Genomic DNA, 24740 nt, shown 5'->3' with positions numbered 1-24740 from the left:
CGTCGCCGTGTTCGGTAAAGGCATCTTCCGCCTGGTGCCGATCATTGCAGGCGTGCTGGTAGGCTTTGCCCTGTCGTTCGCCTTTGGCGTGGTCGATACTACCAAGATCGCTGCTGCGCCGTGGCTGGAGATTCCCAACTTCACCGCACCGGCGTTCAACTGGCAGGCCATCCTGTTCATCGTTCCGGTAGCCCTGGCTCCGGCGATCGAGCACATTGGCGGGGTGATCGCAGTGGGCAGCGTGACCGGCCGTGACTACCTGAAAAAGCCTGGCCTGCACCGCACATTACTGGGTGACGGCCTGGCCACCACGGCAGCCGGCCTGTTCGGTGGCCCGCCCAACACCACCTACGCCGAAGTGACTGGCGCGGTGATGCTGACCAAGAACTACAACCCGAAGATCATGACCTGGGCGGCGGTCTTCGCCATCACCCTGGCATTTATCGGCAAGTTCGGCGCGCTGCTGCAGAGCATCCCGGTGCCGGTGATGGGCGGCATTCTGTGCCTGCTGTTCGGCTCGATCGCGGCAGTGGGCATGAACACCATGATCCGCCACAAGATCGACCTGGCCGAAGCGCGCAACCTGGTGATCGTGTCGGTCACCTTGGTGTTCGGTATCGGCGGCGTGCTGATCGGCAGCGGTGACGGCCCGGATGACTGGGGCCTGAAAGGCATCGCCCTGTGCGCCATCGTGGCGATTGCCCTGAACCTGATCTTGCCGGGCAATGATGGCTGGAAGCACAAGAAGCTGGATGATCAGTTGCCTTGATCCAGCTTTAACCTGAACCGGCCTCTTCGCGGGCAAACCCGCGAAGAGGCCGGTTCAGGCAACCATCAAATCAGGCCTTTTCGCACATCTGCGCCAACACCCTCACCCACTCGGGGTGATCATTCAGGCACGGCACCAGCACCAGCTCCCGCCCGCCGGCCTCGACAAACTGTTCGCTGCCACGCATGCCGATCTCTTCCAGCGTCTCGATGCAATCGGCCACGAATGCCGGGCACATCACCAACAACTTCTTCACCCCTGCCTTGCCCAGCTCATCCAGCCGCGCTTCGGTATAGGGCTCGATCCACTTGGCCCGCCCCAGCCGCGACTGGAACGACACCGACCACTTGCCATCCGGTATGCCCATCTTCTGCGCAAAGGCCTTGGCCGTGGCCAGGCACTGCCCGCGGTAGCACACCGCACGCATCTCGGCGCTGGCATCCTTGCAGCAGTCGGCTGCCTGGAAATCGTGTTTGCCGGTCGGGTCCAGCTTCTTCAGGTGCCGCTCCGGCAAGCCGTGGAAGCTCAGCAACAGGTGGTCGTAATCCTGCTCCAGGTACGGCCGCGCGCTGGCGGCCAGCGCCTCGATGTAGTCCGGATGCTCGTAGAACGGTTGCAGCACACGCATCTGCAACGGCAACTGACGCTCGTTGACCGTCTGCCTGGCCAGCTCGACCACAGTGGTCACCGTGCTGTCGGCGAACTGTGGATAAAGCGGTGCCAAGGTCACCTTGCGTACACCCTGGGCCGCCAGGCGCTCCAGCACGTCAGGCAGGGCCGGCTGGCCATAGCGCATGGCAATTTCCACCGGGCCGTGGGGCCAGTGTTCGACCATGGCGGCCTGCAGACGACGGGTCAGCACCACCAGCGGCGAACCCTCCTCCCACCAGATCGAGCCATAGGCATGTGCCGACTGCTCCGGGCGCTTGACCAGGATCAGCGACACCAGCAGCCGCCGCACCGGCCAGGGCAGGTCGATCACGTACGGGTCCATGAGGAACTGGTTGAGGTAACGGCGTACATCGGCCACCGATGTGGAGGCCGGGGAACCCAGGTTGACCAGCAGCAGGGCGTGATCGGTCATGCAGCGTCCTATGTCAGAGGCGGCTGGACAAGTTGTCCAGGGCCGATTGCAGATCGTTGAAGCGGAAGGTGAAGCCAGCCGCCAACAAGCGTACCGGGCGTGCCCGCTGGCCACCCAGCAGCAAGGTCGACAGCTCGCCCAGTCCAGCCTTGAGCAGCAGTGCCGGCACCGGCAGCAACGCCGGCCGATGCAGGGTGCGCCCCAGACGCCTGGCGAACTCGCGGTTGCGCACCGGCTCCGGGGCGCAGGCATTATAAGGACCGCTGGCATCCTTGTGCTGCAAGAGAAAATCAATCAGGGCGACCTGGTCGTCTATATGGACCCACGGCATCCACTGCCGACCATCGCCCAAAGGCCCGCCCAGCCCTAGCTTGAAGGGCACGCGCAGCCGCGACAAAAAGCCGCCATCGCTGGCCAGCACCAGCCCGGTTCGCACCAGCACCACGCGGATGCCCTGTGCCTGGGAACGCAGGGCCGTTTCCTCCCAGGCAATACACAACTGGCTGGCAAAATCTTCGCGCACCGGCGGTGATGCCTCGGTCAGCTCGCGCTCACCACCATCACCGTACCAACCGACCGCAGAGCCGGAGATCAGCACGTCTGGTCGCTGCTCGCGGGTACCCAGCCAGCTCAGCAACTGCTCGGTCAGGGTAACGCGGCTGGCCCACAGCAGGTTACGCCGGGCTGCCGTCCAAGGCCGGTCGGCAATCGGCGCGCCGGCCAGGTTGACCACCGCATCCAGGTGATCGTCCGCTTCCAGTTGCTCCAGGCGGGCAATGCCACGCACACCACTGCCACACATTTTCGGCACTTGCTCAGGTCGCCGGCTCCACACCGTCAGGCGATGGCCTTGGCCAAGCCAGTGCTGGCAGAGGTGCCTGCCTATCAACCCGGTGCCGCCTGTCAGCAATATATGCATGGCTGTGTCCTCGCAGAATGCGGCGGTGGTCTATTTTTAACATCAAGGCACTTTTTTGACCCGACGCTCTCGGATAAACATAGGCCAACCTGCCCGCCAAAGCGGAATAACCTTATACAGAAATTCTGGATTGTACAGGTTTGCCTGACAGCGTAGTCTGCTTACAGCAAGGTTTGAAGAGGCCATCATGACAGTACCTATCGCCATCATCGGGGCCGGTATCGCCGGCTTGTCAGCTGCCCAGGCCTTGCAGAAGGCGGGGCAATCCGTGCATTTGTTCGACAAAGGCCACGGCAGTGGCGGTCGCATGGCCAGCAAGCGCAGCGAAGCTGGCGCGCTCGACCTCGGCGCGCAGTATTTCACTGCCCGTGACCGGCGTTTCGTCGAGCAGGTACAACAGTGGGTCGCCGCTGGCTGGGCCGAGCAGTGGAAGCCGCAGCTGTACAACTACCGTGACGGCGAACTCACCCCCTCTCCCGACGAGCAGACGCGCTGGGTAGGCGTGCCCCGCATGAGTGCCATCACCCGTGGCTTGCTCAAGGATGTGACGGTGAACTTCGGCTGCCGCATCGCCGAGGTGTTCCGCGGCAAACAGTACTGGCACCTGCAGGACACCGAAGGCTGCAGCCATGGCCCCTACAGCCGCGTGGTGATCGCAGTACCGGCACCACAGGCTACGCCGCTGCTGGCTGCCACCCCAAAACTGGCTGCCGTGGCCGCTGGCGTGCAGATGGAGCCCACCTGGGCCGTCGCCCTCGCCTTCCAGGCGCCGCTGGATACGCCGATGCAAGGCTGTTTCGTGCAAGACAACCCGCTTGACTGGCTGGCCCGCAACCGCAGCAAACCCGGCCGTGACGAGCAACTCGACACCTGGGTGCTGCACGCCACGTCTGACTGGAGCCGGCAACACATCGACCTGCCCAAGGAAGAAGTGATCGAACAGCTGTGGGGCGAGTTCGCCGAGCTGGTCGGCTGCGTGGTGCCCGCACCTACCTTCGCCCTGGCCCACCGCTGGCTCTATGCACGCCCCAGCAGCAACCACGAATGGGGCGCACTGGCCGATGCCGACCAGGGCTTGTACGCATGCGGCGACTGGTGCCTTTCCGGGCGCGTCGAGGGCGCCTGGCTCAGCGGCCAGGAAGCGGCACGGCGACTGCTCGAACACCTGGAATGATGTAGCGCTATACAAAAATAATGGTTTGCATAACTTCAGTGCTGTGCTGGAATAAACCTGTACAAGTTTTTTGTCATGTACAGGTTTACCGGAGGCAGCCATGCACGACCCTTCCGCCCACAGCAAGCCGCGTATCGCCATCAGCGCCTGCCTGACGGGTCAAAGCGTGCGCTATAACGGCGGCCACAAGGCCTCCGACCTGTGCCTGACGCAACTGGAACAACATTTCGACTGGCAGCCGGTGTGCCCGGAAGTGGCAATCGGCCTTGGCGTCCCGCGTGACCCTATCCGCCTGGTAGGCAACCCCGAACATCCCGAAGTGGTCGGCACCCGTAACCCCGGCATGGACCTGACCGGCCCGCTGCGCACGTATGGCGAACAAATGGCCGACGAGCTCGACGACATTTGCGGCTACATCTTCATGCAGAAATCACCGTCTTGCGGGCTGGAACGGGTCAAGGTCTATCAGGACAACGGCCACCCGGCCTTCCAGGGGGGACGCGGCGTCTATGCGCAAGCGTTCTGTGTGAAACGCCCGGACCTACCCGTGGAAGAAGAAGGCCGCCTGCACGACGCCGTGCTGCGAGAGAACTTCATCAGCCGCGTGTATGCCTACGCTGACTGGCAGCGCCTGCTGGCCGAGGGCCTTAGCCGTGGCGCGCTGGTGCGCTTCCATTCGCGTTACAAATACCTGGTGATGGCCAACAACCCCCAGGCCTACCGCACCCTCGGGCGCCTGCTGGGTAGCATGAGCCGCGATGACGACCCGCAAAGCATCGGCCCGCGCTACTTCAGCCAACTGATGCAGGCCCTGCGTCGCTGCGCCAGCCGCGGAACCCACAGCAATGTGCTGCAGCATCTCTGCGGCTATTTCAAGGACAGCCTGACGCAACAGGACAAAGCCGAACTGCAGACGGTCATCGGCCAGTATCAAAAAGGCGTGGTACCGCTGGTGGTGCCACTGACCCTGCTCAAGCACCATTTACGCAACCATCCCGACCCCTACCTGCAGCAGCAAGCGTACCTGCAGCCGCACCCCGAAAACCTGGGCCTGCGCAATGCCGTCTGAAACCTTGTTGCCCATCGGTGAGCTGGCCCGCCGCACCGGCGTCAACCCGGTCACCCTGCGCGCCTGGGAGCGCCGATATGGCCTGCTCAAGCCACAGCGCACCGCAAAAGGGCACCGCCTGTACCCGCTGGAACAGGTCGAACGGGTCGAGGCCATCCTTGCCTGGCTGCAGCGGGGGGCCTCGGTCGGGCAGGTGCGCGAGCTGCTCGACAAACCCTCCAGCACTGCGCCCAAAGGCGACTGGCAGGCCCGGCAGCTCCAGCTGATCGAGGCTATCGCCAACCTGTCACAGCGCGCCCTTGACCACCAGCTCAACCAGGCAATGGCGCTGTACCCTGCCGTTACCCTGTGCGAACAATTGCTACTGCCACTGCTCGACCTGCTCGACCTGCGCTGGCGCAATTACTTCAACGCGCAACTGGAGCAGGTGTTTTTTCACAGCTGGTTACGCAGCAAGCTCGGCGCCCGCGTGTACCACGACAACCAGTTGCTGCAGGGCCCGGGCGTATTGCTGGTGGAAGACGGTGAACGTGCTTTCAGCCCCGGTTTATGGCTATGCGCCTGGTTGCTCACCAGCAACGGTTTCCCGGTAGAGGTGCTGGAGCACCCGGTCACCGGCCCACACCTGCAACGTGCCGTAAGCACGCTTGCCCCGCGTGCCGTGCTTCTGCACCTGGGGCCACGCTTTGATGGCAAGGCACTGCAACGCGCCCTGCACAACCTGCCCGTGAAAACCTTGGCCGGTGGTGCGACGGTGGTACTACATGAAGCGCAGCTGCGTGCCCTCGAGCTGCCAGACCTCGCCCTGTTCGACACCCCTCAGGCGGCATTGCGCTTGCTTCAAGCCCATGACCGCCAGCCTGAAGAGACGCCTGCCCCATGCATTTGACCTGGCTGCGCAGTGACCTGCGCATCGATGACAACACTGCGCTCAGCGCCGCCAGTGAACGCGGCCCGACCATCGCCCTGTGGCTGGTCAGCCCCGGTCAGTGGCTGGCCCACGACGACGCCGCCTGCAAAGTCGACTTCTGGCTACGCAACCTGCGCGACGTGCGCCAGTCGCTGGAAGGCCTGAATATTCCCCTGCTGATCCGCAGCATCGACACCTGGGACCAGGCACCACAGGCCGTGCTTGAGGTATGCCGCCAGCACCAGGTGGCAAGCGTTCACTGGAATGAAGAGTACGGCATCAACGAACAGCGCCGTGACGATGCCACCCGAGCCCTGCTGGAGAAGTCGGGCATTCAGGCACACAGCCACCTCGACCAGCTGTTCTTCCGCCCAGGCACAGTCCTCACTCGCAGCGGTGATTACTTCCAGGTTTTCAGCCAGTTCAAAAAAACCTGTCTGGAGCACCTGCACCGTAGCCTGCCAGCCATGGCTCACCGGGTTAAACAGCAAGCGCCCCTGCAGATCCAGAGCGACCCGATTCCGCAGCATGTGGAGGGTTTTGAAAAGCCCGAGCGTGCCCTGCAAGCACATTGGCCGGCGGGTGAAGCCGAAGCGCAGGGGCGATTGTCTCGCTTTCTCGATGAAACCATTGATGACTACCAGCAACTGCGTGACCTGCCAGCCAAACCCGGCACCAGCCAGCTTTCGGCCTACCTGGCCGCAGGGGTGATCTCGCCGCGCCAGTGCCTGCACGGTGCCCTGGCCAGCAACCGGGGCGAGTTCGACAGCGGCAGCACCGGCGTGCAAACCTGGATCAACGAGCTGCTGTGGCGCGAGTTCTACAAGCATATCCTGACCGGTTACCCACAGGTCTCGCGCCACCGCGCCTTCCGCGCGCAAACCGAAGCGCTGCCTTGGCGCGATGCACCGGCAGATCTGGAAGCCTGGGAACAGGGCCGCACCGGTTTCCCGATCATCGACGCCGCCATGCGCCAGTTGTTGCACACCGGGTGGATGCATAACCGCCTGCGCATGGTGGTGGCCATGTTCCTCAGCAAGAACCTGCTGATCGACTGGCGCAAGGGCGAGCGCCACTTCATGCGCCACCTGATAGACGGTGACCTGGCCGCGAACAACGGCGGCTGGCAGTGGAGCGCGTCTACCGGCACCGATGCAGTGCCCTACTTCCGTATCTTCAACCCGATTTCGCAGTCGCAGCGTTTCGACCCGCAGGGGCGGTTCATTCGGCACTGGCTGCCGGAATTACGTGACCTCGACGATAAAACCATCCATGAACCCGTGAAATTCAGGGATCTTTTTGATAATAATTTGTATCACTGTCCAATGGTGAATCTCAGTAGCAGTCGCCAGCGTGCACTGGAAGCCTTCAAGGGGCTACCACGTCGGCAGAATTAGAGGGCACAACGTCTTGACTAACTCACGCAGTTTTTGGGTTACAGGCGCCAGCAACGGATTAGGTCTGGCTTTGGTGGAACGCTTGCTCGAACAGGGCCATCGCGTTGCCGCCAGTGCTAAGGAAAGCGATGAATTGAACGCCTTGGCGGCACAGCATGGGCGGCGCTTCTTGCGCCTGCCCTGGCAGTTGCATGCCGATGGGCAAGCGGCGGATGCGTGCCGGCAGATATGCCATGCCTGGTGCACGTTGGATGGCCTGATCCTCAACGCCGCTACCAGCGACTACCTGGATGCCCCTCTGGCGGGCAGCGATGTGTTCGAGGCGATTGTCACCAGCAACCAGGTGGCGGGTGAACATAGCCTTGCCAATGCGCTGCCTTTGCTGTTGAAAGGTGAATCACCGCAGGTGATGGCCGTTTTCAACCGCTATTCGGCGCTGCAGCTGTACGCACCAACCCAGGTGAGCGCCGGCTGGAACAACATGCCGCAATGGATACGTGAACAGCGCAAGACGCTGAAAGGCCAAGGGGTAGACGTTACGGTGGTCAGCCCCCAATCGCTAAAGACACCCGTGACACCGGCGCAAGCGATACCGGAGGAATGGACGCCGCAGCGTGCGGCTGAAGAACTGCTGCGGCGGTGGCCACAGAGAGAGCCAGAGTTGGTGCTGGAAACACTTGATCTGAGCAGTCTATGGCCGCTGCCACGCAGCTAGTCGGCTAACGTGCGGCCTACAGCGCCATACGGTAATGCAGGCTATAACTCTCTACTCCATCGTTGGGCTCTTTGATGCCCGCGTTGGAGTAGTGAATGGCCCGTACGCCGATCTCATGCCCGCCGGCAAAGCGCAAGCCAAAGCCGATGCGGTCTTCGAACTGGAATGCCGAGCCCAGCTCGTTGCTTTCCAGCTCGGTGCTGGAGAACGCTGCAACACCGATTCCCGCCTCGATGTAAGGCTTCACCGACTCCCCGGCAAACTCATAGACGAACACTGGCGCAAACGACAGGCTATGGTTGCTTGCCGTCTTGTCGCCACCCCAGTAGGTGTATGCCCCATCCCAATAGCCGGTCAGGCGACCGACGCTGGTTTGCCACCAGCTTGTATCCCAGTTCGATTGCAGCCCCAGCCGGTAGACCATGGTCGAATCACCGGTCTGCCCCACTGAAAAAGAAAGGTCCGCAGCTTGCGCCGCCAGTACTTGCCCCAGGGTAAAGGCAGCAGTCGCCGCCAAGCCGAGCAGCTTTTTCATGAGCAACATCCTTCTTTGCTGTTATTAGTGTCCGCCTCATGTCAGGCAAAGCGGTAGAAAGCGGCAGTGGAACGATAGTTCAGCTGGTTTTCACGTTTTTTTCACAACGCAAAGCTTTGCACACTGCCGGACTTATGCCACAGCAAAGGTAGGATTTTTCTGAGAGATTGCGGATCGGCACTGGTCCAGAAGCGGGTATCCCGGGCCGGCCCGTCGGCCAGCAGGTCATTCGCGCCCAGCAGCCGCTGCAACTGGCGCGCCACCGCGGCGCCGGTGTCGATGATGGCCACATCGGCTGGCACCATGCCGGCCAGCAACGGGCGCAGGAAGGGGTAATGGGTGCAGCCCAGGATCAGCGTGTCGCAGCCAGCGGCCAGCAACGGCTGCACATAACCTTGCAACAACTGGCGCATTGCCGGGCTGGCCAGGTCGCCGGCCTCGATCAACTCGACCAGCCCCGGGCAAGGTTGGGTGATGACCTGTACGTCATTGGCAAAACGGTCGAGCAAGGCGGCGAACTTGGCGCTTTGCAAGGTGCCGGTAGTGGCCAGCACACCGACCACGCCCGAGCGCGTGGCGGCGGCAGCGGGCTTCACCGCCGGCTCCATGCCCACCAACGGCCAGGTCGGATACAACTCGCGCAAGTCGGCCACCGCCGCCACCGTGGCGGTATTGCAGGCCAGTACCATGGCCTTCGCGCCCTGTTCATGGAAGAACGCAGCAATGCGCCGGAGACGCTCACGGATATAATCTGGCGACTTCTCGCCGTAGGGTATGTGGCCGCAATCGCCCACGTACAGCAGCGTCTCGTTGGGCAGCAGCCGCTGGATCTCGGCGAGCACCGACAAGCCGCCAACCCCGGAGTCCATTACGCCGATCGGCGCCGAACGCTCAGCCATCGCGCTTGCCGCAGACTGCACAGGCCGGGTCGCGCTTGACCCGCAATTCGCGGATGCGCGTGCCGAGAGCATCGATCAACAACAGGCGGCCGACCAGCGGCTCGCCGAACCCGGCCAGCAGCTTCATCGCTTCCAGCGCCTGCAAGCTGCCCACCAGCCCCACCAGTGGGCCGATCACACCGGCTTCGCTGCACGTCAGCTCGGCTTCGCTGCCATGCCCGTACAGGCAGTGGTAGCAAGGGCTGTAGTCACGTCGTGGGTCGAACACCGACAACTGCCCTTCCAGGCGGATCGCCGCGCCGCTGACCAGTGGCTTGCCAGCCGCGACACACGCGGCGTTTACCGCCTCGCGGGTACCGAAGTTGTCGGAGCAATCCAGTACCAGGTCGACCGCCGCCACGGCGGCAGCGAGCGAGTCCTCGTCCAGTGCCTGGCGGTGGGCAACCAGGCTGATTTCCGGGTTGATCGCCTCCAGGCGCTGCAAGGCCGAGTCGACCTTGCTCATGCCGACGCTGGCACTGTCGTGGATGACCTGGCGTTGCAGGTTGGTGAGGTCGACGGTGTCGAAGTCGGCCAGGTGCAGCTCACCCACCCCGGCGGCGGCCAGGTACAGGGCAACTGGCGAGCCAAGGCCACCGAGCCCGACGATCAGCGCCTTGCTCTGCTTGAGCCGCAACTGGCCATCGATGTCGATCTGGGCCAGCAGTACCTGCCGGCTGTAACGCAACAGTTCCTCATCACTCAGCATGGCAGGCGCCCCAGGGTAATGCGTTCATGGCCGCCCAGGTCCGTGCGGCTGGCAACCTCGATAAAACCGTGTTCCGCCAGCAAGGCGCGCACCGCTGCTGCCTGATCGTAGCCATGCTCCAGCAACAACCAGCCCCCCGGCAACAGGTGCACAGGGGCCTGGGCGGCGATCACGCGCAGGTCGTCCAGGCCATCGACGCCAGCGACCAGCGCACTGCTGGGCTCGAAGCGCACGTCACCGGCCACCAGATGAGGGTCTGCAGCTGCGATGTATGGCGGGTTACTGACAATCAGGTCAAAACGCTCGCCGACCAGGCTATCGAACCAATGGCTTACCCGCACCTGGGCATTAGCCAGGCCCAGACGCTGGCGGTTGCGCTCAGCCAGGGCAGCGGCCTCTTCTACCCGGTCAACCGCAGTCACCTGCCAGGCCGGGCGATCGCTGGCCAAGGCCAGGGCAATCGCGCCCGTACCGGTGCCCAGGTCCAGCACCTTGGCTGGCGAGGCGGGTTGCAGTTCGAGGGCCGTCTCGACCAACAGCTCGGTGTCTGGCCTCGGGATCAGGGTATGCGGCGCCACTTCCAGGTCGATTGTCCAGAAGCCCTGCTGCCCGAGGATATAAGCGACCGGCTCGCCGCCACGGCGGCGCTGCAGGTAACCCGCGTAAGTCTCGGCATCTTCGCTGCTGACGATACGCTCAGGCCAGGTGTGCAGGTAGCTGCGCGACTTGCCGATGGCAGCCGCCAACAGCAGTTCGGCATCCAGCCGTTCGGTGGGCGATTCGGGCAACTGCGCGTTGCGCAGCAGGCTGGCGATGATGGTCATCAGTCCCCCAGAGCGGCCAGTTGATCGGCCTGGTATTCGGCCAGTAGCGGTTCGATCACCGCCTCTACGCCACCACTGAGGATGTCGTCCAGCGAGTACAGGGTCAGGTTGATGCGGTGGTCGGTCACCCGGCCCTGTGGATAATTGTACGTGCGGATGCGCTCGGAGCGGTCGCCAGAGCCCACCAGCAGCTTGCGCTCGCTGGCGATGGCATTCTGTGCTGCGCTGGTCTGCATGTCGTTGAGCTTGGCCGACAGCCAGGACATGGCGCGAGCCCGGTTCTTGTGCTGCGAACGCTCTTCCTGGCATTCGACCACGATGCCGGTAGGCAAGTGAGTGATACGGATGGCCGAGTCGGTCTTGTTCACGTGCTGGCCACCGGCGCCGGATGCACGGTAGGTGTCCACGCGCAGGTCGGCCGGGTTGATTTCGATGGCGGCCTGTTCGTCCGGCTCGGGCAGCACCGCCACCGTGCATGCGGAGGTGTGCACACGGCCCTGGGATTCGGTCTCGGGTACGCGCTGGACGCGGTGAGCGCCCGACTCGAACTTGAGCTTGCCGTAAACGTTTTCACCCTCGACACGGGCGATGATTTCCTTGTAGCCGCCGTGCTCGCCTTCGTTCTCGGACAGAATCTCCAGGCGCCAGCCACGCTTTTCAGCGTAGCGCGAGTACATGCGGAACAAGTCGCCAGAGAAGATCGCCGCCTCGTCGCCACCGGTGCCGGCGCGGATTTCGAGGAACACGTTGCGACCGTCGTTAGGGTCTTTGGGCAACAGCATGCGTTGCAGCTGCGCCTCCAGCGTCAACAGTTGCTCCTTGGCTTCACGCACTTCTTCCACGGCCATTTCGCGCAGGTCCGGGTCACTGTCCTTGAGCAGCGCCTGGGCGCCTTCGAGGTCGTCCTGCACTTTGCGCCACTCTTTATAAGCAGCGTAGACCGGCTCGACCTCGGCGTACTCACGGGAATACGCGCGAAAGCGTGTCTGGTCGGAAATGACCTCGGCGTCACCGAGCAGGGCGGTGAGTTCTTCGAAGCGGTCCTGGAGGATTTCCAGTTTGTTCAGCAGCGACGCTTTCATTGCGGGGATTTGTCCGTGGAGCCCTCGTTGAGGGCAAAGAGTTCCTGGGCCATGGCCAGCGCATCGAGGCGGCCCTCGGCCGAGAGCTTTTTCAACTGCACGCTGGGCGCATGCAGGAGTTTGTTGGTCAGGCCCCGGGCCAGTTGGGCCAGCACGTCTTCGGGGTTGCCGCCGTTCGCCAGCAGGCGCTGGGCTTTTTGCAGTTCTTCGTCGCGCAGGCGCTCGCTTTGCTGGCGATAGGCCTTGAGCACATCCACCGCAGCCAGTTCACGCAGGCGCAGCATGAAGTCTTCGGCGCCCACCGACACCAGCTCTTCGGCAGCCTGGGCAGCGCCCTGGCGGCTCTTGAGGTTTTCCGCCACCACGTCGTGCAGGTCATCGACAGTGTACAGGTAGACATCGTCCAGTTCGCCGACTTCAGGTTCGATGTCACGCGGTACGGCGATGTCGACCATGAAGATCGGCTTGTGCCGGCGCTGCTTGAGCGCACTCTCGACCGCGCCTTTGCCCAGGATCGGCAACTGGCTGGCGGTGGAGCTGATGACGATGTCGCTGTTGGCCAGCTCCTGGGGGATGTCGGCCAGCAGCACGGCATGCGCACCGAACTGCTCGGCCAGCGTGCTGGCGCGCTCCAGGGTACGGTTGGCCACAACGATACGACGTACGCCCTGCTCGTGCAGGTGGCGGGCGACCAGGGTGATGGTTTCGCCGGCACCGATCAGCAAGGCCTGGCTGCGACCCAGGTCGGCGAAGATCTGTTTGGCCAGGCTGACCGCGGCAAACGCCACTGAAACCGGGTTTTCGCCGATTGCGGTGTCGGTACGCACCTGCTTGGCGGCGCTGAAGGTGGCCTGGAACAGGCGCCCGAGCAACGGGCCGACAGTACCTGCTTCACGCGCCACGGCGTAGGCCGACTTCATCTGGCCGAGAATCTGCGGCTCGCCGAGCACCAGCGAGTCCAGGCCCGAGGCCACGCGCATCATATGCTTCACGGCATCGTGCTCTTCGTGCACGTAGGCGCTGGCGCGCAGTTCGTCGAGGCTGAGGCGGTGATAGTCGGCCAGCCATTGCAACACGGCGTCGGCGGACAGGTGGTCCTGCTCTATATAGAGCTCGCTGCGGTTGCAGGTCGACAGGATCGCCGCTTCGCGGCTGGATGTCAGTCGGCAGAGCTGCTGCAGGGCGTCTACCAGCTGCTCTGGGGTAAACGCCACGCGCTCGCGTACGTCTACCGAGGCAGTCTTATGGTTGATACCAAGTGCAAGAAAGGCCATGCAAGGTCGCTGGTTGTGACGGGAAGCCGATAATTGTCCTCTTTCGCAGGTTTTTGGACAACCACCGTTCGCTATTGTCGTAATGGCCACACTTGATCGGAACCCGCACTGTCCTGCCATGGTCGCAGTTAGCCGAATGCTTCGCAGGTGGGTTTGCCACCGCGCTTGTGTCATCATGCTCCGACCGCCGGTGAGTCCTTCTAAAGCCTTCTATGAACAAACCATACGCATTGCTGCTTGCCTTCGCCCTGCTCCAGGGCTGCCAGAGCCTGGCCCCGCAAAAGGCCGAGCCTCCCGTCGCCGAGGCCGCAAAGAGCGAGGCCCAAAAGCCCGTGGTGTATGGCTCGTTCAAGCAGGACACACTCTATAGCCTGCTGGTCGCAGAGCTGGCCGGCCAGCGCAACCGCTTCGATATCGCCTTGGCCAACTACACCGACCAGGCCGCCAAAACCCAGGACCCCGGGGTTTCCGAGCGGGCCTATCGCATCGCCGAATACCTCGGCGCCGACGAGCCATCGCTGGAAAACGCCCTGGTCTGGGCCCGCAACGACCCGCAAAACCTCGACGCCCAACGCGCCGCCGCCATCCAGCTGGCCCGCGCCGGCCGCTATGACGACGCCATGGCCTATATGGAAAAGGTGCTGCAGGGCCAAGGCGACACCCACTTCGACTTCCTCGCCCTGTCTGCCGCCGAAACCGACCAGAGCACCCGCGATGGCCTGCTGCAAAGCTTCGAGCGCCTGCTGGTGAAATACCCGAACAACGGCCAGCTGGTGTTCGGCAAAGCGCTACTGCTGAATCAGGACGGCAAGGCCGAAGAGGCACTGGAGCTGCTGGAGTCGCACCCGGCGCAAAACGGCGAAATCGCCCCGATCCTGCTGCGCGCCCGATTGCTGCAGGCCCTGGACCGTGGCCCGGAAGCCCTGCCACTGCTGCGCGGCGCTATCCGCGACAACCCGGATGACAAGCGCCTGCGCCTGACCTACGCCCGCACCCTGGTCGAGCAAGACCGCATCGCCGATGCCAAGGGCGAGTTCCTCAGCCTGGTCCAGCAGTACCCTGACGATGACGAACTTCGTTACTCCCTGGCGTTGGTGTGCCTGGAGAACAAAGACTGGGATGAAGCCGAAGGCTACCTGCAGGAACTGATCGAGCGTGACAGCAACGTCGACGCCGCGCACCTGAACCTGGGCCGCATCCGGGAAGAGCGCCACGACCCCGCAGGCGCCCTGCGCGAATACGCACTGGTCGGCCCTGGCCCCGATTACCTGCCAGCGCAACTGCGCCAGGCCGACATCCTGATTGCCAACGGCCGAGGCACCGACGCCTCGCGCCTGCTCGCCGAAGCCCGCGAAGCCCAGCCGGACCTCGCCATCCAGCTGTACCTGATCGAGTCGGAAAGCTACAGCAACAACAACAAGGACGCCCAGGCCAACCAGGTGCTTCAACAAGCCATCCAACGGTACCCGGACGACCTCAACCTGCTGTACACCCGCGCCATGCTGGCCGAAAAACGCGACGACCTGGCACAGATGGAAAAAGACCTGCGCGCCATCATCACCCGCGAGCCAGAAAATGCCATGGCCCTGAACGCCCTGGGTTACACCCTGGCCGACCGCACTACCCGCTACGGCGAAGCCAAGGCGCTGATCGACAAGGCCCACCAGTTGACCCCGGACGACCCGGCAGTGCTCGACAGCCTGGGTTGGGTCAACTATCGCCTGGGTAACCTCGACGAGGCCGAAACCTACCTGCGTCAGGCCTTTGCCAATTTCCCCGACCATGAAGTGGCCGCCCATCTGGGCGAAGTGCTGTGGGCCAACGGCAAGCGCCGCGAAGCCCGCCAGGTGTGGGCCAAAGGCTTCGAAGCCCAGGCCGACAGCCCCATCCTGCGCAAGACCCTCCTGCGCCTGACCGGATCCGAGACCCTTTAACGCCATGTTCCTGCGCCATTGCATCACCTTCACCCTGATCGCCCTGCTGGCCGGTTGTGCCGGTTTCGGTAGCCGCGAGGCCCTGCAGGGCCACGGCAACCCACAACAGTGGCGCGCCCATAAAGAACAACTGAGCAGCCTTGATGGCTGGCAGATCAACGGCAAGGTCGGCATCCGCGCCCCGCGCGACTCCGGCAGCGGCACGCTGTTCTGGCTGCAGCGCCAGGACTACTACGACATCCGCCTTGCCGGCCCGCTGGGCCGTGGTGCCGCACGCCTGACCGGCCGCCCGGGTGGCGTGGTACTGGAAGTGGCCAACCAGGGCCGTTACGAGGCCACGAGCCCCGAAGCCCTGCTGGAAGAGCAGCTTGGCTGGCAGTTGCCGGTGTCGCACCTGGTCTGGTGGGTACGCGGCCTGCCCGCCCCCGACAGCAAGAGCAAGCTGACCCTGGACGGTGACAGCCGCCTGGCCAGCCTCGACCAGGACGGCTGGCAAGTACAGTACCTGAGCTACACCGAGCAGAACGGCTACTGGCTGCCCGAGCGCCTGAAACTGCACGGCAAGGACCTGGACGTGACCCTGGTGGTCAAGGACTGGCAGCCACGCCAGCTGGGGCACTGATCACATGCAAACGCTCACCCTGCCCGCCCCGGCCAAGCTCAACCTGTGGCTGCACATCATCGGCCGCCGCCCAGATGGTTACCACGAGCTGGAAACCGTGTTCCAGTTTCTCGAGCATGGCGACGAACTGAGTTTCGCCCTGCGTGACGATGGCGTAATCCGCCTGCACACCGAGATAGAAGCCGTACCGCACGACAGCAACCTGATCGTGCGCGCCGCCCGCAAGCTGCAGGAGCAATCCGGCACCCCGCTCGGCGCCGACATCTGGCTGACCAAAGTACTGCCCATGGGTGGCGGCATCGGTGGTGGCAGCTCGGACGCCGCCACCACCCTGCTGGCCCTGGCCCACCTCTGGCAGCTGGACTGGGACGAAGACCGCCTGGCCGCACTGGGGCTGAGCCTGGGCGCCGACGTACCGGTATTCGTGCGCGGCCATGCAGCGTTCGCCCAGGGCGTGGGCGAACAACTCACCCCGGTAGACCCGGAAGAACCCTGGTATGTCGTACTGGTGCCGCAAGTGTCTGTCAGCACAGTAGAAATTTTTTCACATCCACAGTTGACACGTGATTCACTCCCCCTTAAGATGCGCCCCGTTCCCAAGGGAAACAGTCGAAATGACTGCCAACCGGTGGTAGAGCAGAATTATCCAGAAGTTCGCAACGCGTTGAATTCACTGGGGAAATTCACTGAGGCTCGACTAACCGGCACTGGAAGTTGTGTGTTTGGGGCCTTCCCAAGCAAAGCCGAAGCTGATAAAGTTCTGGCCCTTCTTTCAGCGACCCAAACAGGGTTTGTGGCGAAAGGAAGCAATGTTTCGATGTTGCATCGCAAGCTGCAAAGTCTGGTCAAGAAGTCGAGCGCATAAGCGTTCGCAGCAACAGATACAGGGGCGTCGCCAAGCGGTAAGGCAGCAGGTTTTGATCCTGCCATGCGTTGGTTCGAATCCAGCCGCCCCTGCCATTTTCCTTATACTCATCCAGGTATACCCTCAGCCTTCAGGTACTGCGCGTGTCCAAGATGATGGTCTTTACGGGGAACGCTAACCCCGATCTGGCTCGGCGTGTCGTACGTCAGCTGCATATCCCTCTCGGTGACGTCTCTGTCGGTAAATTCTCCGACGGTGAGATCAGCACTGAGATCAATGAAAATGTTCGCGGTAAAGACGTTTTCATTATTCAGCCGACCTGTGCCCCGACCAACGATAACCTGATGGAACTGGTAGTGATGGCCGACGCCTTCCGCCGCTCCTCAGCATCCCGAATCACCGCCGTGATTCCTTACTTCGGATATGCCCGCCAGGACCGCCGTCCGCGTTCGGCACGTGTAGCCATCAGCGCCAAAGTCGTCGCTGACATGCTCACTGTCGTGGGTATCGACCGTGTTCTCACCGTCGACCTGCACGCTGACCAGATCCAAGGCTTCTTCGATATCCCGGTCGACAACATCTACGGCTCGCCCGTACTGGTCGACGACATCGAAGACCAGCGTTTCGAGAACCTGATGATCGTCTCCCCGGACATCGGTGGTGTCGTGCGTGCACGTGCAGTCGCCAAGTCCCTGGGTGTCGACCTGGGTATCATCGACAAGCGCCGCGAAAAGGCTAACCACTCCGAGGTTATGCACATCATCGGCGACGTCGAAGGGCGCACCTGCATCCTGGTAGACGACATGGTCGACACCGCCGGCACCCTGTGCCACGCGGCCAAAGCCCTGAAAGAACACGGCGCTGCCAAGGTTTATGCCTACTGCACGCACCCTGTCCTGTCGGGCCGCGCGATCGAGAACATCGAGAAGTCGGTACTGGACGAGCTGGTGGTGACCAACACCGTTCCGCTGTCCGCCGCAGCTCAAGCCTGTGACCGTATCCGCCAGCTGGATATCGCACCGGTTGTCGCTGAAGCGGTACGCCGCATCAGCAACGAAGAATCGATCAGCGCGATGTTCCGCTAAGCGGAACGCGTGTTGATATGAAGCGCCCCGCCCCAACATGTGTTGGGGCGGGGCTTTTTTGCCATCCCCGTTGGCGCTGGTCGCAAACGCCCTCGGGGGGCTATTTTGGAGAAGCAAAATGACTGATTTCATCCTGAACGCCCAAGCGCGTACTGACCTGGGGAAAGGTGCGAGCCGCCGCCTGCGTCACTCGCTGAGCATCCCAGCCGTTGTCTACGGTGGCGATAAAGAAGCTCAATCCCTGACCATCCTGGCCAAGGAAATCACCAAGCTGTTCGAAAACGAAGCTGCCTTCAGCCACGTTATCGAGCTGAACGTTGACGGCGTTAAGCAAAACGTCATCATCAAGGCCATGCAGCGCCACCCAGCCAAGCAGTTCATCATGCACGCCGACTTCGTTCGCGTTGTTGCTGGCCAGAAACTGACCGCTGTTGTTCCAGTGCACTTCATCAACGAAGAAGCACCGGTCAAGAAAGGCGGCGAGATCTCCCACGTTGTTTCCGAGATCGAAGTTTCCTGCGAAGCCAAAGACCTGCCTGAGTTCATCGAAGTTGACCTGGCCAACGCCGAAGTCGGCACCATCATCCACCTGTCGGACCTGAAAGCTCCGAAAGGCGTAGAGTTCGTAGCTCTGGCCCACGGTGATGACAAAGCTGTTGCCAACGTTCACGCTCCACGCGTTGCTCCAGAAGCAGAAGGCGCTGCCGAGTAATCTACTCGCACGCCGGCGTTGATCGGGTTACAGTGCCGCGCGCCCTGTAACCCACCAACTCCAAGGAAGAGCCCCTGACGTGACCGCCATCCAGTTGATCGTCGGCCTGGGTAACCCCGGCCCCGAATACGAACAGACCCGGCATAACGCAGGGGCTCTTTTCGTTGAACGCATTGCCAGCGCCCAGCGTGTTTCGCTGACCGCTGACAAGAAATATTTCGGCCTGACGGCTAAGTTCAGCCATCAGGGCAACGACGTTCGTTTGTTGATCCCCACCACCTACATGAACCGTAGCGGCCAGTCCGTGGCGGCCTTGGCCAATTTCTTCCGCATCAAGCCGGAAGCGATCCTGGTGGCGCACGACGAACTCGACCTGCCTCCGGGCGTTGCCAAGCTCAAGCGCGGCGGCGGCCATGGTGGGCATAACGGTCTGCGCGACATCATCGCGCAGCTCGGCAACCAGAACGACTTCCACCGCCTGCGGCTTGGCATCGGCCACCCGGGCGACGCCAAACTGGTCTCCAACTTCGTCCTGGGCCGCGCGCCGCGCGCCGAGCAGGAGAAGCTCGACGCCAGCATCGATTTTGCCCTCGGCGTGCTGCCGGACGTGCTTGCCGGCGACTTCGCCAAGGCGATGCGCGAGCTGCACAGCCAGAAGGCCTGATTTCCTTTAGAGAGGGGAATACCCATGGGTTTCAATTGCGGCATCGTCGGCCTGCCCAACGTCGGCAAGTCCACCCTGTTCAACGCCCTGACCAAGTCTGGCATCGCGGCGGAGAACTTCCCTTTCTGCACCATCGAGCCAAACAGCGGCATCGTGCCGATGCCCGATGCGCGCCTGAATGCGCTGGCTGAAATCGTCAAGCCAAACCGCATCCTGCCAACCACCATGGAATTCGTCGACATCGCCGGCCTGGTGGCGGGTGCGTCGAAAGGCGAAGGCCTGGGCAACAAGTTCCTCGCCAACATCCGCGAGACCGACGCCATTGCCCACGTGGTGCGCTGCTTCGAAGACGAAAACGTGATTCACGTTTCCAACAGTGTCGACCCCAAGCGTGACATCGAGATCATCGACCTCGAACTGATCTTCGCCGACCTCGACAGCTGCGAGAAGCAACTGCAGAAGGTTGCCCGCAACGCCAAAGGCGGCGACAAGGAAGCCTTGGCGCAGAAGGCTATCCTGGAGCAACTGATCCCGCACTTCACCGAAGGCAAGCCAGCGCGCAGCCTGATGAAGAACATGAGCGCCGAAGACAAGGCGGTCATCCGCGGCTTCCACCTGCTGACCAGCAAGCCGGTGATGTACATCGCCAACGTGGCGGAAGACGGCTTCGACAACAACCCGCACCTGGACGTGGTCAAGGCCATTGCCGAGGAAGAAGGCGCGGTGGTGGTGCCGGTGTGCAACAAGATCGAAGCGGAAATCGCCGAGCTGGACGACGGTGAGGAGAAGGACATGTTCCTAGAGGCCCTGGGCCTGGAAGAGCCTGGCCTGAACCGCGTGATCCGCGCCGGTTACGAACTGCTGAACCTGCAAACCTACTTCACTGCCGGCGTGCAGGAAGTACGTGCCTGGACCGTACGCGTGGGTGCCACCGCACCACAAGCCGCTGGCGTGATCCACACCGACTTCGAAAAAGGCTTCATCCGCGCTGAAGTGGTGGCCTATGACGACTTCATCCAGTTCAAGGGTGAGAGCGGTGCCAAGGAAGCCGGTAAATGGCGTTTGGAAGGCAAGGATTACATCGTCAAAGACGGCGACGTGATGCACTTCCGCTTCAACGTCTAAGCGCTAGCCTGCTGTAACCAAAAACCCCTTGAGGCTCGCGCCTCAAGGGGTTTTGTTTTCAGGGTCACGCAGCTGCTGCAGTGTGAGTTCAGGCTGCAGCCGGCACCGATACTTGCTCAGTTTGCCCGCCCCTCCCTAGAATCCCGCTTCATTGAAAAGGGACGAACAATGTCATTCAGGGTTCTGGTAGTCGGTGGCTACGGCAATTTTGGCTCAATCATCTGCCGGCACCTCGCCGGGGCCGCCGGTATCGAAGTGATCGCTACAGGTCGTGATCGCACGCGCCTTGATGCCCTGGCCGAGCATCTGCCACTGCAAACCGTATGCACAGATGCACAAGGTGCGGGCTTTGCCGACACCTTGCGAGAACTGCAGGTGGACTTACTGATACACACGGGCGGGCCTTTCCAGGGCCAACCTTACCGGGTTGCCGAACACTGCATCGCAGCGGGTGTGCATTACTGCGACCTTGCCGACTGCCGTACCTTCGTCAACGGCATCGATGTGCTCGACCAAGCCGCCAAAGCGGCCGGCGTGGCGGTGCTCAGCGGTTGCAGCTCGGTGCCCAGCCTTGCGGCAGCGTTACTCGATGAAAACCGCGCCCCCTTCAAACGCATTGACCGAATTGAACACGGCATCTCGTCTTCCGCGAAAATGCCTGGCCTGGCGACGGTGGAAGGCGTGTTGGCCTATGCCGGCAAACCGATCCTGCAACGGCGCAATGGCAAGCCATACGCAGTGCCGGGCTGGCTCGGCCTGCAACGGCGCAACCTGCCGGGCCTGGGCTGGCGCTGGCTGGCCAATGTCGATGTACCGGACATGGACCTGTTCGGCGAGCGCTACGGCGCCACCGACCTGGTGTTCAAGGCAGGCCCCGGCCTGATGCCCGGCGCACTGGCGAATGCAGCCTTGGCCTTGGCGCGCCGCGTCGGCCTGATCGGCGACCCAACGCCTTGGGCCAAGCGCTTGCACCGCCTGGGCAGCGCCTGCGAACGCTTTGGTGACGGCCTCAGCGCGCTGTATATCGAGGCGAGCGGTATCGACCACAACGACCAGCCCCGGCACTTGAACATCCAGCTCACCGCTCGATGCAACAAAGGCCCGGAGATCCCCAGCTGTGCCTCGGTAGCCCTGGCCTTGAAGATGATGAACGGCTACCGCCCGGCTGCCGGGGCTCGCCCTTGTGTTGGCGAGATCAGCGTGGACGAGTACCTGGCCGCGATTGACGCGCCACAGGACATACAGCTCGACATACGTCATCAGGGCCAGCCGTGAGCTATTTCTACCTCAAGTACCTGCACATCATCGCGGCGGTGTTTCTGTTCGGCTTCGGCATGGGCTCGTACCTGTACCTGATCGCAGCCCAACGTACCCGCCACCCGGCCGTGATCGCCCAGGTGGCCAGGCAAGTGGTGCGCTTCGACACCTGGATCACCACCCCGGCCGGTGTGCTGCAACTGGCCAGCGGCTTGGGCATGCTGCACCTGACGGGTATGCAACCTACCCTGCCCTGGCTACGTGATGCACTGATCATTTTTGTCGCTGTCGGCCTGTTATGGCTACCGGTGCTGGTCCTGCAGAAGCGCATGCAACGCCTTGCCGAACAAGCCGCCGCCAACAACACACCATTACCTGCAAACTGGCAAAGGCTTTACCGCCCCTGGCTGTGGATGGGGGTGGCAGGTTTTGCCGGAATGTTCGTGATCGTGTGGCTGATGGTGTCCAAACAAGGGCTGTTTTGACGCTACGCGGCAAAGGCCCCCACAGACAGACTGTGCCCACAAGAGCAACGAATGGCTGTGGGGCCAGGCCTTAGAAGTCCCCGCGCAAACTCAGCATGTAGCTGCGCGGCATGCCGTAGGTGGTACCGCGCGTCCAGTAGCCGGTCGAGTCGAAGTACTTGCGGTCCAACAGGTTCTCCACGTCCACGCCTACCGTCCAGTGCTTATCGAGCTTGTACGCCGCCCGTGCATCGAACACCGCCCGGCCGCTGTTGCTCACACCGTTGTAGGCATCGTAGTAATGGGACTGGGCCGACACGCCACCCCCGACACTGAGGCGGTTCCACTCACCCGGCAGGGTGTAGTTGGTATTCACCCGCAACAGGTGCTTGGGCGTTTGCGCCGAGATCGGCCCACCCGTCTCTGACTGCGTGGTGTTGAAGGTGTAGCCAGCTGCCACTTGCAGGCCTGGCAGCAACTCACCGCTGGCCTCCGCTTCGAAGCCCTTGCTGCGGCTGATGCCATCGCTGTTCACGTAGCAACGGCCGGCAACGTCGGTCGGGCAGTTGCCGTCGTTCTCGTAGTCACGAGCGGCAACGTCTTTCTGCTCGATGTAGAACAACGCAAAGGACAGGTTCAGGCGCTTGTCGAACAATTCGCCTTTGATGCCGGTTTCGTAGTTGGAACCGATGGCGGGGTCGAGCATCTTGCCGCCGGCACTGCGGTAGCTGGCCTGTGGCATGAAGATATCGGCGTAACTGGCGTACAGCGACCAGTTGTTGTCCAGGTCGTATAGGGCACCGACAAAAGGCGTGAACTCATGCGTCTGTTCGTTGGTGCTTTTCAGCCCGCCGCTCCAGGCCTCGGTCTTGTACCAGCTCAGGCGACCACCCAGCACCAGGCTCAGGTCCTCGGTCATGTGCAGGCGGGCATTGAGATAGGTGCCGTAACGGGTATCGAAGGTATCTTCCTTGTAGTCCCAGCCCTGCCGCGAAGGCTCGGGGACAATGCTGTGGTCCGGGTCGAACACATTGAGCGGGATGGGGCTATCCAGCTTTACCGTGGCGTCCTTGTCATTCATCTTGCGCCTGGACCAGTTGGCCCCCAGCGACAGCTGATGGCTCAGGCCAAAGGCTTCGAACTCGCCGTCCAGGTGGCCGTCCACCGCGTTGGCGGTGACATCGAACTTGTGAAAACTGGTGTCGTTGATCATCGGCCCCGTGGGGCTGCCGTACTCCAGCGTATCTTCTGCGCTCCACTCGATGGCACTGCGGTTGTAGCGGCTTTCGGAATGCGACAGCGCCAGCTTGCCCGTCCAGTTGTCGTTGAAGCGGTGGTTCAGGTCGGCAAATACTTCATCGGTACGGGTTTGCAGCGTAGCCCAGTCCTGGCCCAGGAAGGTGGAACGCTTGAGGTGCGGGTTGCTGCCGTCGGGGTTGTTCGGCAGGCCCAGCACACTGTAACCATCGATGCGCGAGGTTTGCCGGCGCAAGCCCAGGGCCACGGTAGTGGCGTCGCTCAGGTCGCCTTCGACAATGCCGTACAGCAACGGCCGCTTGGCCTTGCTGACATCGGTGAAGTAGCCACGGTCCTCGTAGGACGCCACCATGCGGCCACGCAAGGAGCCTTCCGGGTTCAGCCTGCCACTGGCGTCCAGATCGAGGCGGTAGTAATCCCAGGAGCCCGCGCGGGTGGTCACGGACAAACGCGGTTCAGCAGTCGGGCGCTTGCGCACCAGGTTCACCGCGCCCCCGGGGTTACCTGCCCCCACCAGCAGGCCCGAAGCACCGCGCAGTACCTCGACACGGTCGAACACCGCCATGTCGGGGATCATCCAGCCGGTGTAGGCATAGGCCTGCCCGGCCACGCCGTCGACCATGTAACTGTCGTCGGTGATGTCGAAGCCGCGGGAACTGAAGTGGTGGTTGCCATAGCCACGGTTGGCGCGGGTGATACCGGTGGTCTGCGCCATCACCTGGTCAAGTGACACCAGGTTCTTGTCGTCCATCAGTTTGCGCGTGACCACGGTCACCGACTGGGGGGTGCGCCGCAGCGATTGAGGGGTTTTGCCGATGGTCACGGCACCCGTGGTGTACGAGCCTGAACCCTCGGTGGTTTCACCCAGGCCCACGCTATTGATATTGGTGGCCCCCAGCTCCAGCGCACCTTTGGCATCGACCGCCGGCACCACACTGAAGGTGCCACTGCCGGTGACGATCAGTTGCAGGCCGCTGCCCGCCAGCGCCTGTTGCACAGCTTGCAGGGCGCTCATCTCACCCTGGATGGCGGGTGCCTGTTTGCCGACGACCAAGGCGGGGTCCAGCGACATCACCTGCCCGCCTTGGCGGGCAATGGCGTTGAGGGTATGCGCCAGGCTGGCGGCGGGCAGGTCGAAACGCAGCAGCTGTTGCTGCGCGGAACCTTCTGCCCAGGCGAAGGCCGTTGGCACGGCGGCCAGGGTGATGGCAAGGGCGAGGGGCCAGGGTTTGAACACGTGGATACTCCTGAATTTTTGCTGTTGTCAGGAGAGAGGTGGGACGAGCGAAAAAAACCGGACACGAATGATAAAAATTTTCATTCAATGACAGTCCCCGTTACAAAATCCGCGCCCAT

General features: G+C 62.6%; 24 protein-coding genes and 1 tRNA gene. 16 read left to right on the top strand and 9 right to left on the bottom strand.

The features are described 5' to 3' along the window. Positions 1-769, top strand: a 769-nt coding sequence (locus A0O30_RS03805; protein WP_305891556.1) for a uracil-xanthine permease family protein, incomplete at its 5' end; no start/stop codon positions are given. A gap of 70 nt (positions 770-839) precedes the next feature. On the opposite strand, the gene hemH is transcribed toward A0O30_RS03805, so the two are convergent. Together hemH and A0O30_RS03795 are read right to left on the bottom strand one after the other, a co-directional pair. After that, entirely contained in the window at positions 840-1853 is a 1014-nt protein-coding gene (gene hemH / locus A0O30_RS03800) for a ferrochelatase (protein WP_105945631.1), read from the bottom strand. A 13-nt stretch (positions 1854-1866) separates the two neighbouring features. Continuing rightward, entirely contained in the window at positions 1867-2772 is a 906-nt protein-coding gene (locus A0O30_RS03795; RefSeq protein ID WP_105945630.1) for a TIGR01777 family oxidoreductase, read from the bottom strand. Positions 2773-2959: 187 nt separating this feature from the next. Between A0O30_RS03795 and A0O30_RS03790 the strand changes: the two genes are divergently transcribed. From A0O30_RS03790 to A0O30_RS03770, 5 genes are all read left to right on the top strand, one after another. Continuing rightward, positions 2960-3946 carry an NAD(P)/FAD-dependent oxidoreductase gene (locus A0O30_RS03790; protein WP_060500133.1) on the top strand — a complete coding sequence of 329 codons (987 nt, stop codon included), beginning with the start codon at positions 2960-2962 and terminating at the stop codon, positions 3944-3946. A gap of 100 nt (positions 3947-4046) precedes the next feature. Beyond that, entirely contained in the window at positions 4047-5015 is a 969-nt protein-coding gene (locus A0O30_RS03785; protein WP_105945629.1) for a DUF523 and DUF1722 domain-containing protein, read from the top strand. Beyond that, positions 5005-5904, top strand: coding sequence for a MerR family transcriptional regulator (locus A0O30_RS03780; protein WP_105945628.1), 900 nt, complete (start codon positions 5005-5007; stop codon positions 5902-5904). The genes A0O30_RS03785 and A0O30_RS03780 overlap by 11 nt, the downstream gene beginning before the upstream one ends. Then, complete coding sequence (phrB, locus tag A0O30_RS03775; RefSeq protein WP_105945627.1) at positions 5895-7322, top strand: deoxyribodipyrimidine photo-lyase; 1428 nt, start codon at positions 5895-5897, stop codon at positions 7320-7322. Before A0O30_RS03780 ends, phrB begins: the two co-directional genes overlap by 10 nt. 13 nt (positions 7323-7335) lie before the next feature. Continuing rightward, positions 7336-8037, top strand: a complete 702-nt coding sequence (locus A0O30_RS03770; RefSeq protein WP_105945626.1) for an SDR family oxidoreductase — start codon at positions 7336-7338, stop codon at positions 8035-8037. Positions 8038-8053: 16 nt separating this feature from the next. Here A0O30_RS03770 and A0O30_RS03765 read toward each other — a convergent pair whose 3' ends face one another. From A0O30_RS03765 to hemA, 6 genes are all read right to left on the bottom strand, one after another. Continuing rightward, positions 8054-8572, bottom strand: a complete 519-nt coding sequence (locus A0O30_RS03765; protein WP_105945625.1) for an acyloxyacyl hydrolase — start codon at positions 8570-8572, stop codon at positions 8054-8056. A gap of 101 nt (positions 8573-8673) precedes the next feature. Then, positions 8674-9471, bottom strand: a complete 798-nt coding sequence (gene murI / locus A0O30_RS03760) for a glutamate racemase (protein WP_105945624.1) — start codon at positions 9469-9471, stop codon at positions 8674-8676. Further along, entirely contained in the window at positions 9464-10219 is a 756-nt protein-coding gene (locus A0O30_RS03755; protein ID WP_016713305.1) for a molybdopterin-synthase adenylyltransferase MoeB, read from the bottom strand. Before A0O30_RS03755 ends, murI begins: the two co-directional genes overlap by 8 nt. Further along, entirely contained in the window at positions 10213-11043 is an 831-nt protein-coding gene (prmC, locus tag A0O30_RS03750) for a peptide chain release factor N(5)-glutamine methyltransferase (RefSeq protein WP_105945623.1), read from the bottom strand. Before prmC ends, A0O30_RS03755 begins: the two co-directional genes overlap by 7 nt. Then, positions 11043-12125 carry a peptide chain release factor 1 gene (gene prfA, locus A0O30_RS03745; RefSeq protein ID WP_016713307.1) on the bottom strand — a complete coding sequence of 361 codons (1083 nt, stop codon included), beginning with the start codon at positions 12123-12125 and terminating at the stop codon, positions 11043-11045. The genes prmC and prfA overlap by 1 nt, the downstream gene beginning before the upstream one ends. Next, a complete protein-coding gene (gene hemA, locus A0O30_RS03740) occupies positions 12122-13399 on the bottom strand; it encodes a glutamyl-tRNA reductase (protein ID WP_105945622.1) in 1278 nt (425 codons plus the stop codon). Before hemA ends, prfA begins: the two co-directional genes overlap by 4 nt. A gap of 212 nt (positions 13400-13611) precedes the next feature. On the opposite strand from hemA, the gene A0O30_RS03735 reads away from it, so the two are divergent. The 10 genes from A0O30_RS03735 to A0O30_RS03690 all read left to right on the top strand — a co-directional run bounded on the left by A0O30_RS03735 (position 13612) and on the right by A0O30_RS03690 (position 22148). Next, complete coding sequence (locus A0O30_RS03735; protein WP_105945621.1) at positions 13612-15333, top strand: tetratricopeptide repeat protein; 1722 nt, start codon at positions 13612-13614, stop codon at positions 15331-15333. A 4-nt stretch (positions 15334-15337) separates the two neighbouring features. Further along, positions 15338-15955, top strand: coding sequence for a lipoprotein insertase outer membrane protein LolB (gene lolB, locus A0O30_RS03730; protein ID WP_016713311.1), 618 nt, complete (start codon positions 15338-15340; stop codon positions 15953-15955). A gap of 4 nt (positions 15956-15959) precedes the next feature. Beyond that, positions 15960-16820 carry a 4-(cytidine 5'-diphospho)-2-C-methyl-D-erythritol kinase gene (gene ispE, locus A0O30_RS03725; RefSeq protein ID WP_105945620.1) on the top strand — a complete coding sequence of 287 codons (861 nt, stop codon included), beginning with the start codon at positions 15960-15962 and terminating at the stop codon, positions 16818-16820. A 20-nt stretch (positions 16821-16840) separates the two neighbouring features. Then, positions 16841-16915 (top strand) — tRNA-Gln (locus A0O30_RS03720). Positions 16916-16963: 48 nt separating this feature from the next. Further along, on the top strand, positions 16964-17905 hold the full coding sequence (locus A0O30_RS03715; protein ID WP_003247410.1) for a ribose-phosphate pyrophosphokinase: 942 nt from the start codon (positions 16964-16966) through the stop codon (positions 17903-17905). A 118-nt stretch (positions 17906-18023) separates the two neighbouring features. Then, positions 18024-18617 (top strand): 50S ribosomal protein L25/general stress protein Ctc, encoded by a 594-nt coding sequence (locus tag A0O30_RS03710; RefSeq protein ID WP_016713313.1) that lies wholly within the window; start codon positions 18024-18026, stop codon positions 18615-18617. Between the two features lie 79 nt (positions 18618-18696). After that, positions 18697-19281, top strand: coding sequence for an aminoacyl-tRNA hydrolase (gene pth / locus A0O30_RS03705; protein ID WP_012270476.1), 585 nt, complete (start codon positions 18697-18699; stop codon positions 19279-19281). Positions 19282-19305: 24 nt separating this feature from the next. Next, positions 19306-20406, top strand: coding sequence for a redox-regulated ATPase YchF (gene ychF / locus A0O30_RS03700; RefSeq protein WP_016713314.1), 1101 nt, complete (start codon positions 19306-19308; stop codon positions 20404-20406). A 168-nt stretch (positions 20407-20574) separates the two neighbouring features. Then, positions 20575-21681 (top strand): saccharopine dehydrogenase family protein, encoded by a 1107-nt coding sequence (locus A0O30_RS03695; protein ID WP_105945619.1) that lies wholly within the window; start codon positions 20575-20577, stop codon positions 21679-21681. Beyond that, positions 21678-22148 carry a DUF2269 domain-containing protein gene (locus A0O30_RS03690; RefSeq protein ID WP_105945618.1) on the top strand — a complete coding sequence of 157 codons (471 nt, stop codon included), beginning with the start codon at positions 21678-21680 and terminating at the stop codon, positions 22146-22148. The genes A0O30_RS03695 and A0O30_RS03690 overlap by 4 nt, the downstream gene beginning before the upstream one ends. Positions 22149-22218: 70 nt before the next feature. Here the strand turns inward: A0O30_RS03690 and A0O30_RS03685 are convergent, their stop codons facing one another. After that, on the bottom strand, positions 22219-24621 hold the full coding sequence (locus A0O30_RS03685; protein WP_105945617.1) for a TonB-dependent siderophore receptor: 2403 nt from the start codon (positions 24619-24621) through the stop codon (positions 22219-22221). Between the last annotated feature and the right edge of the window lie 119 nt (positions 24622-24740).

Origin of the sequence: Pseudomonas sp. LLC-1, from assembly GCF_002992185.1 — a bacterium.
Classification (GTDB): Bacteria; Pseudomonadota; Gammaproteobacteria; order Pseudomonadales; family Pseudomonadaceae; genus Aquipseudomonas; species Aquipseudomonas monteilii.
The sequence above is the reverse complement of the archived record's forward strand: the minus strand, read 5'-3'. Positions and strand labels throughout refer to the sequence as shown.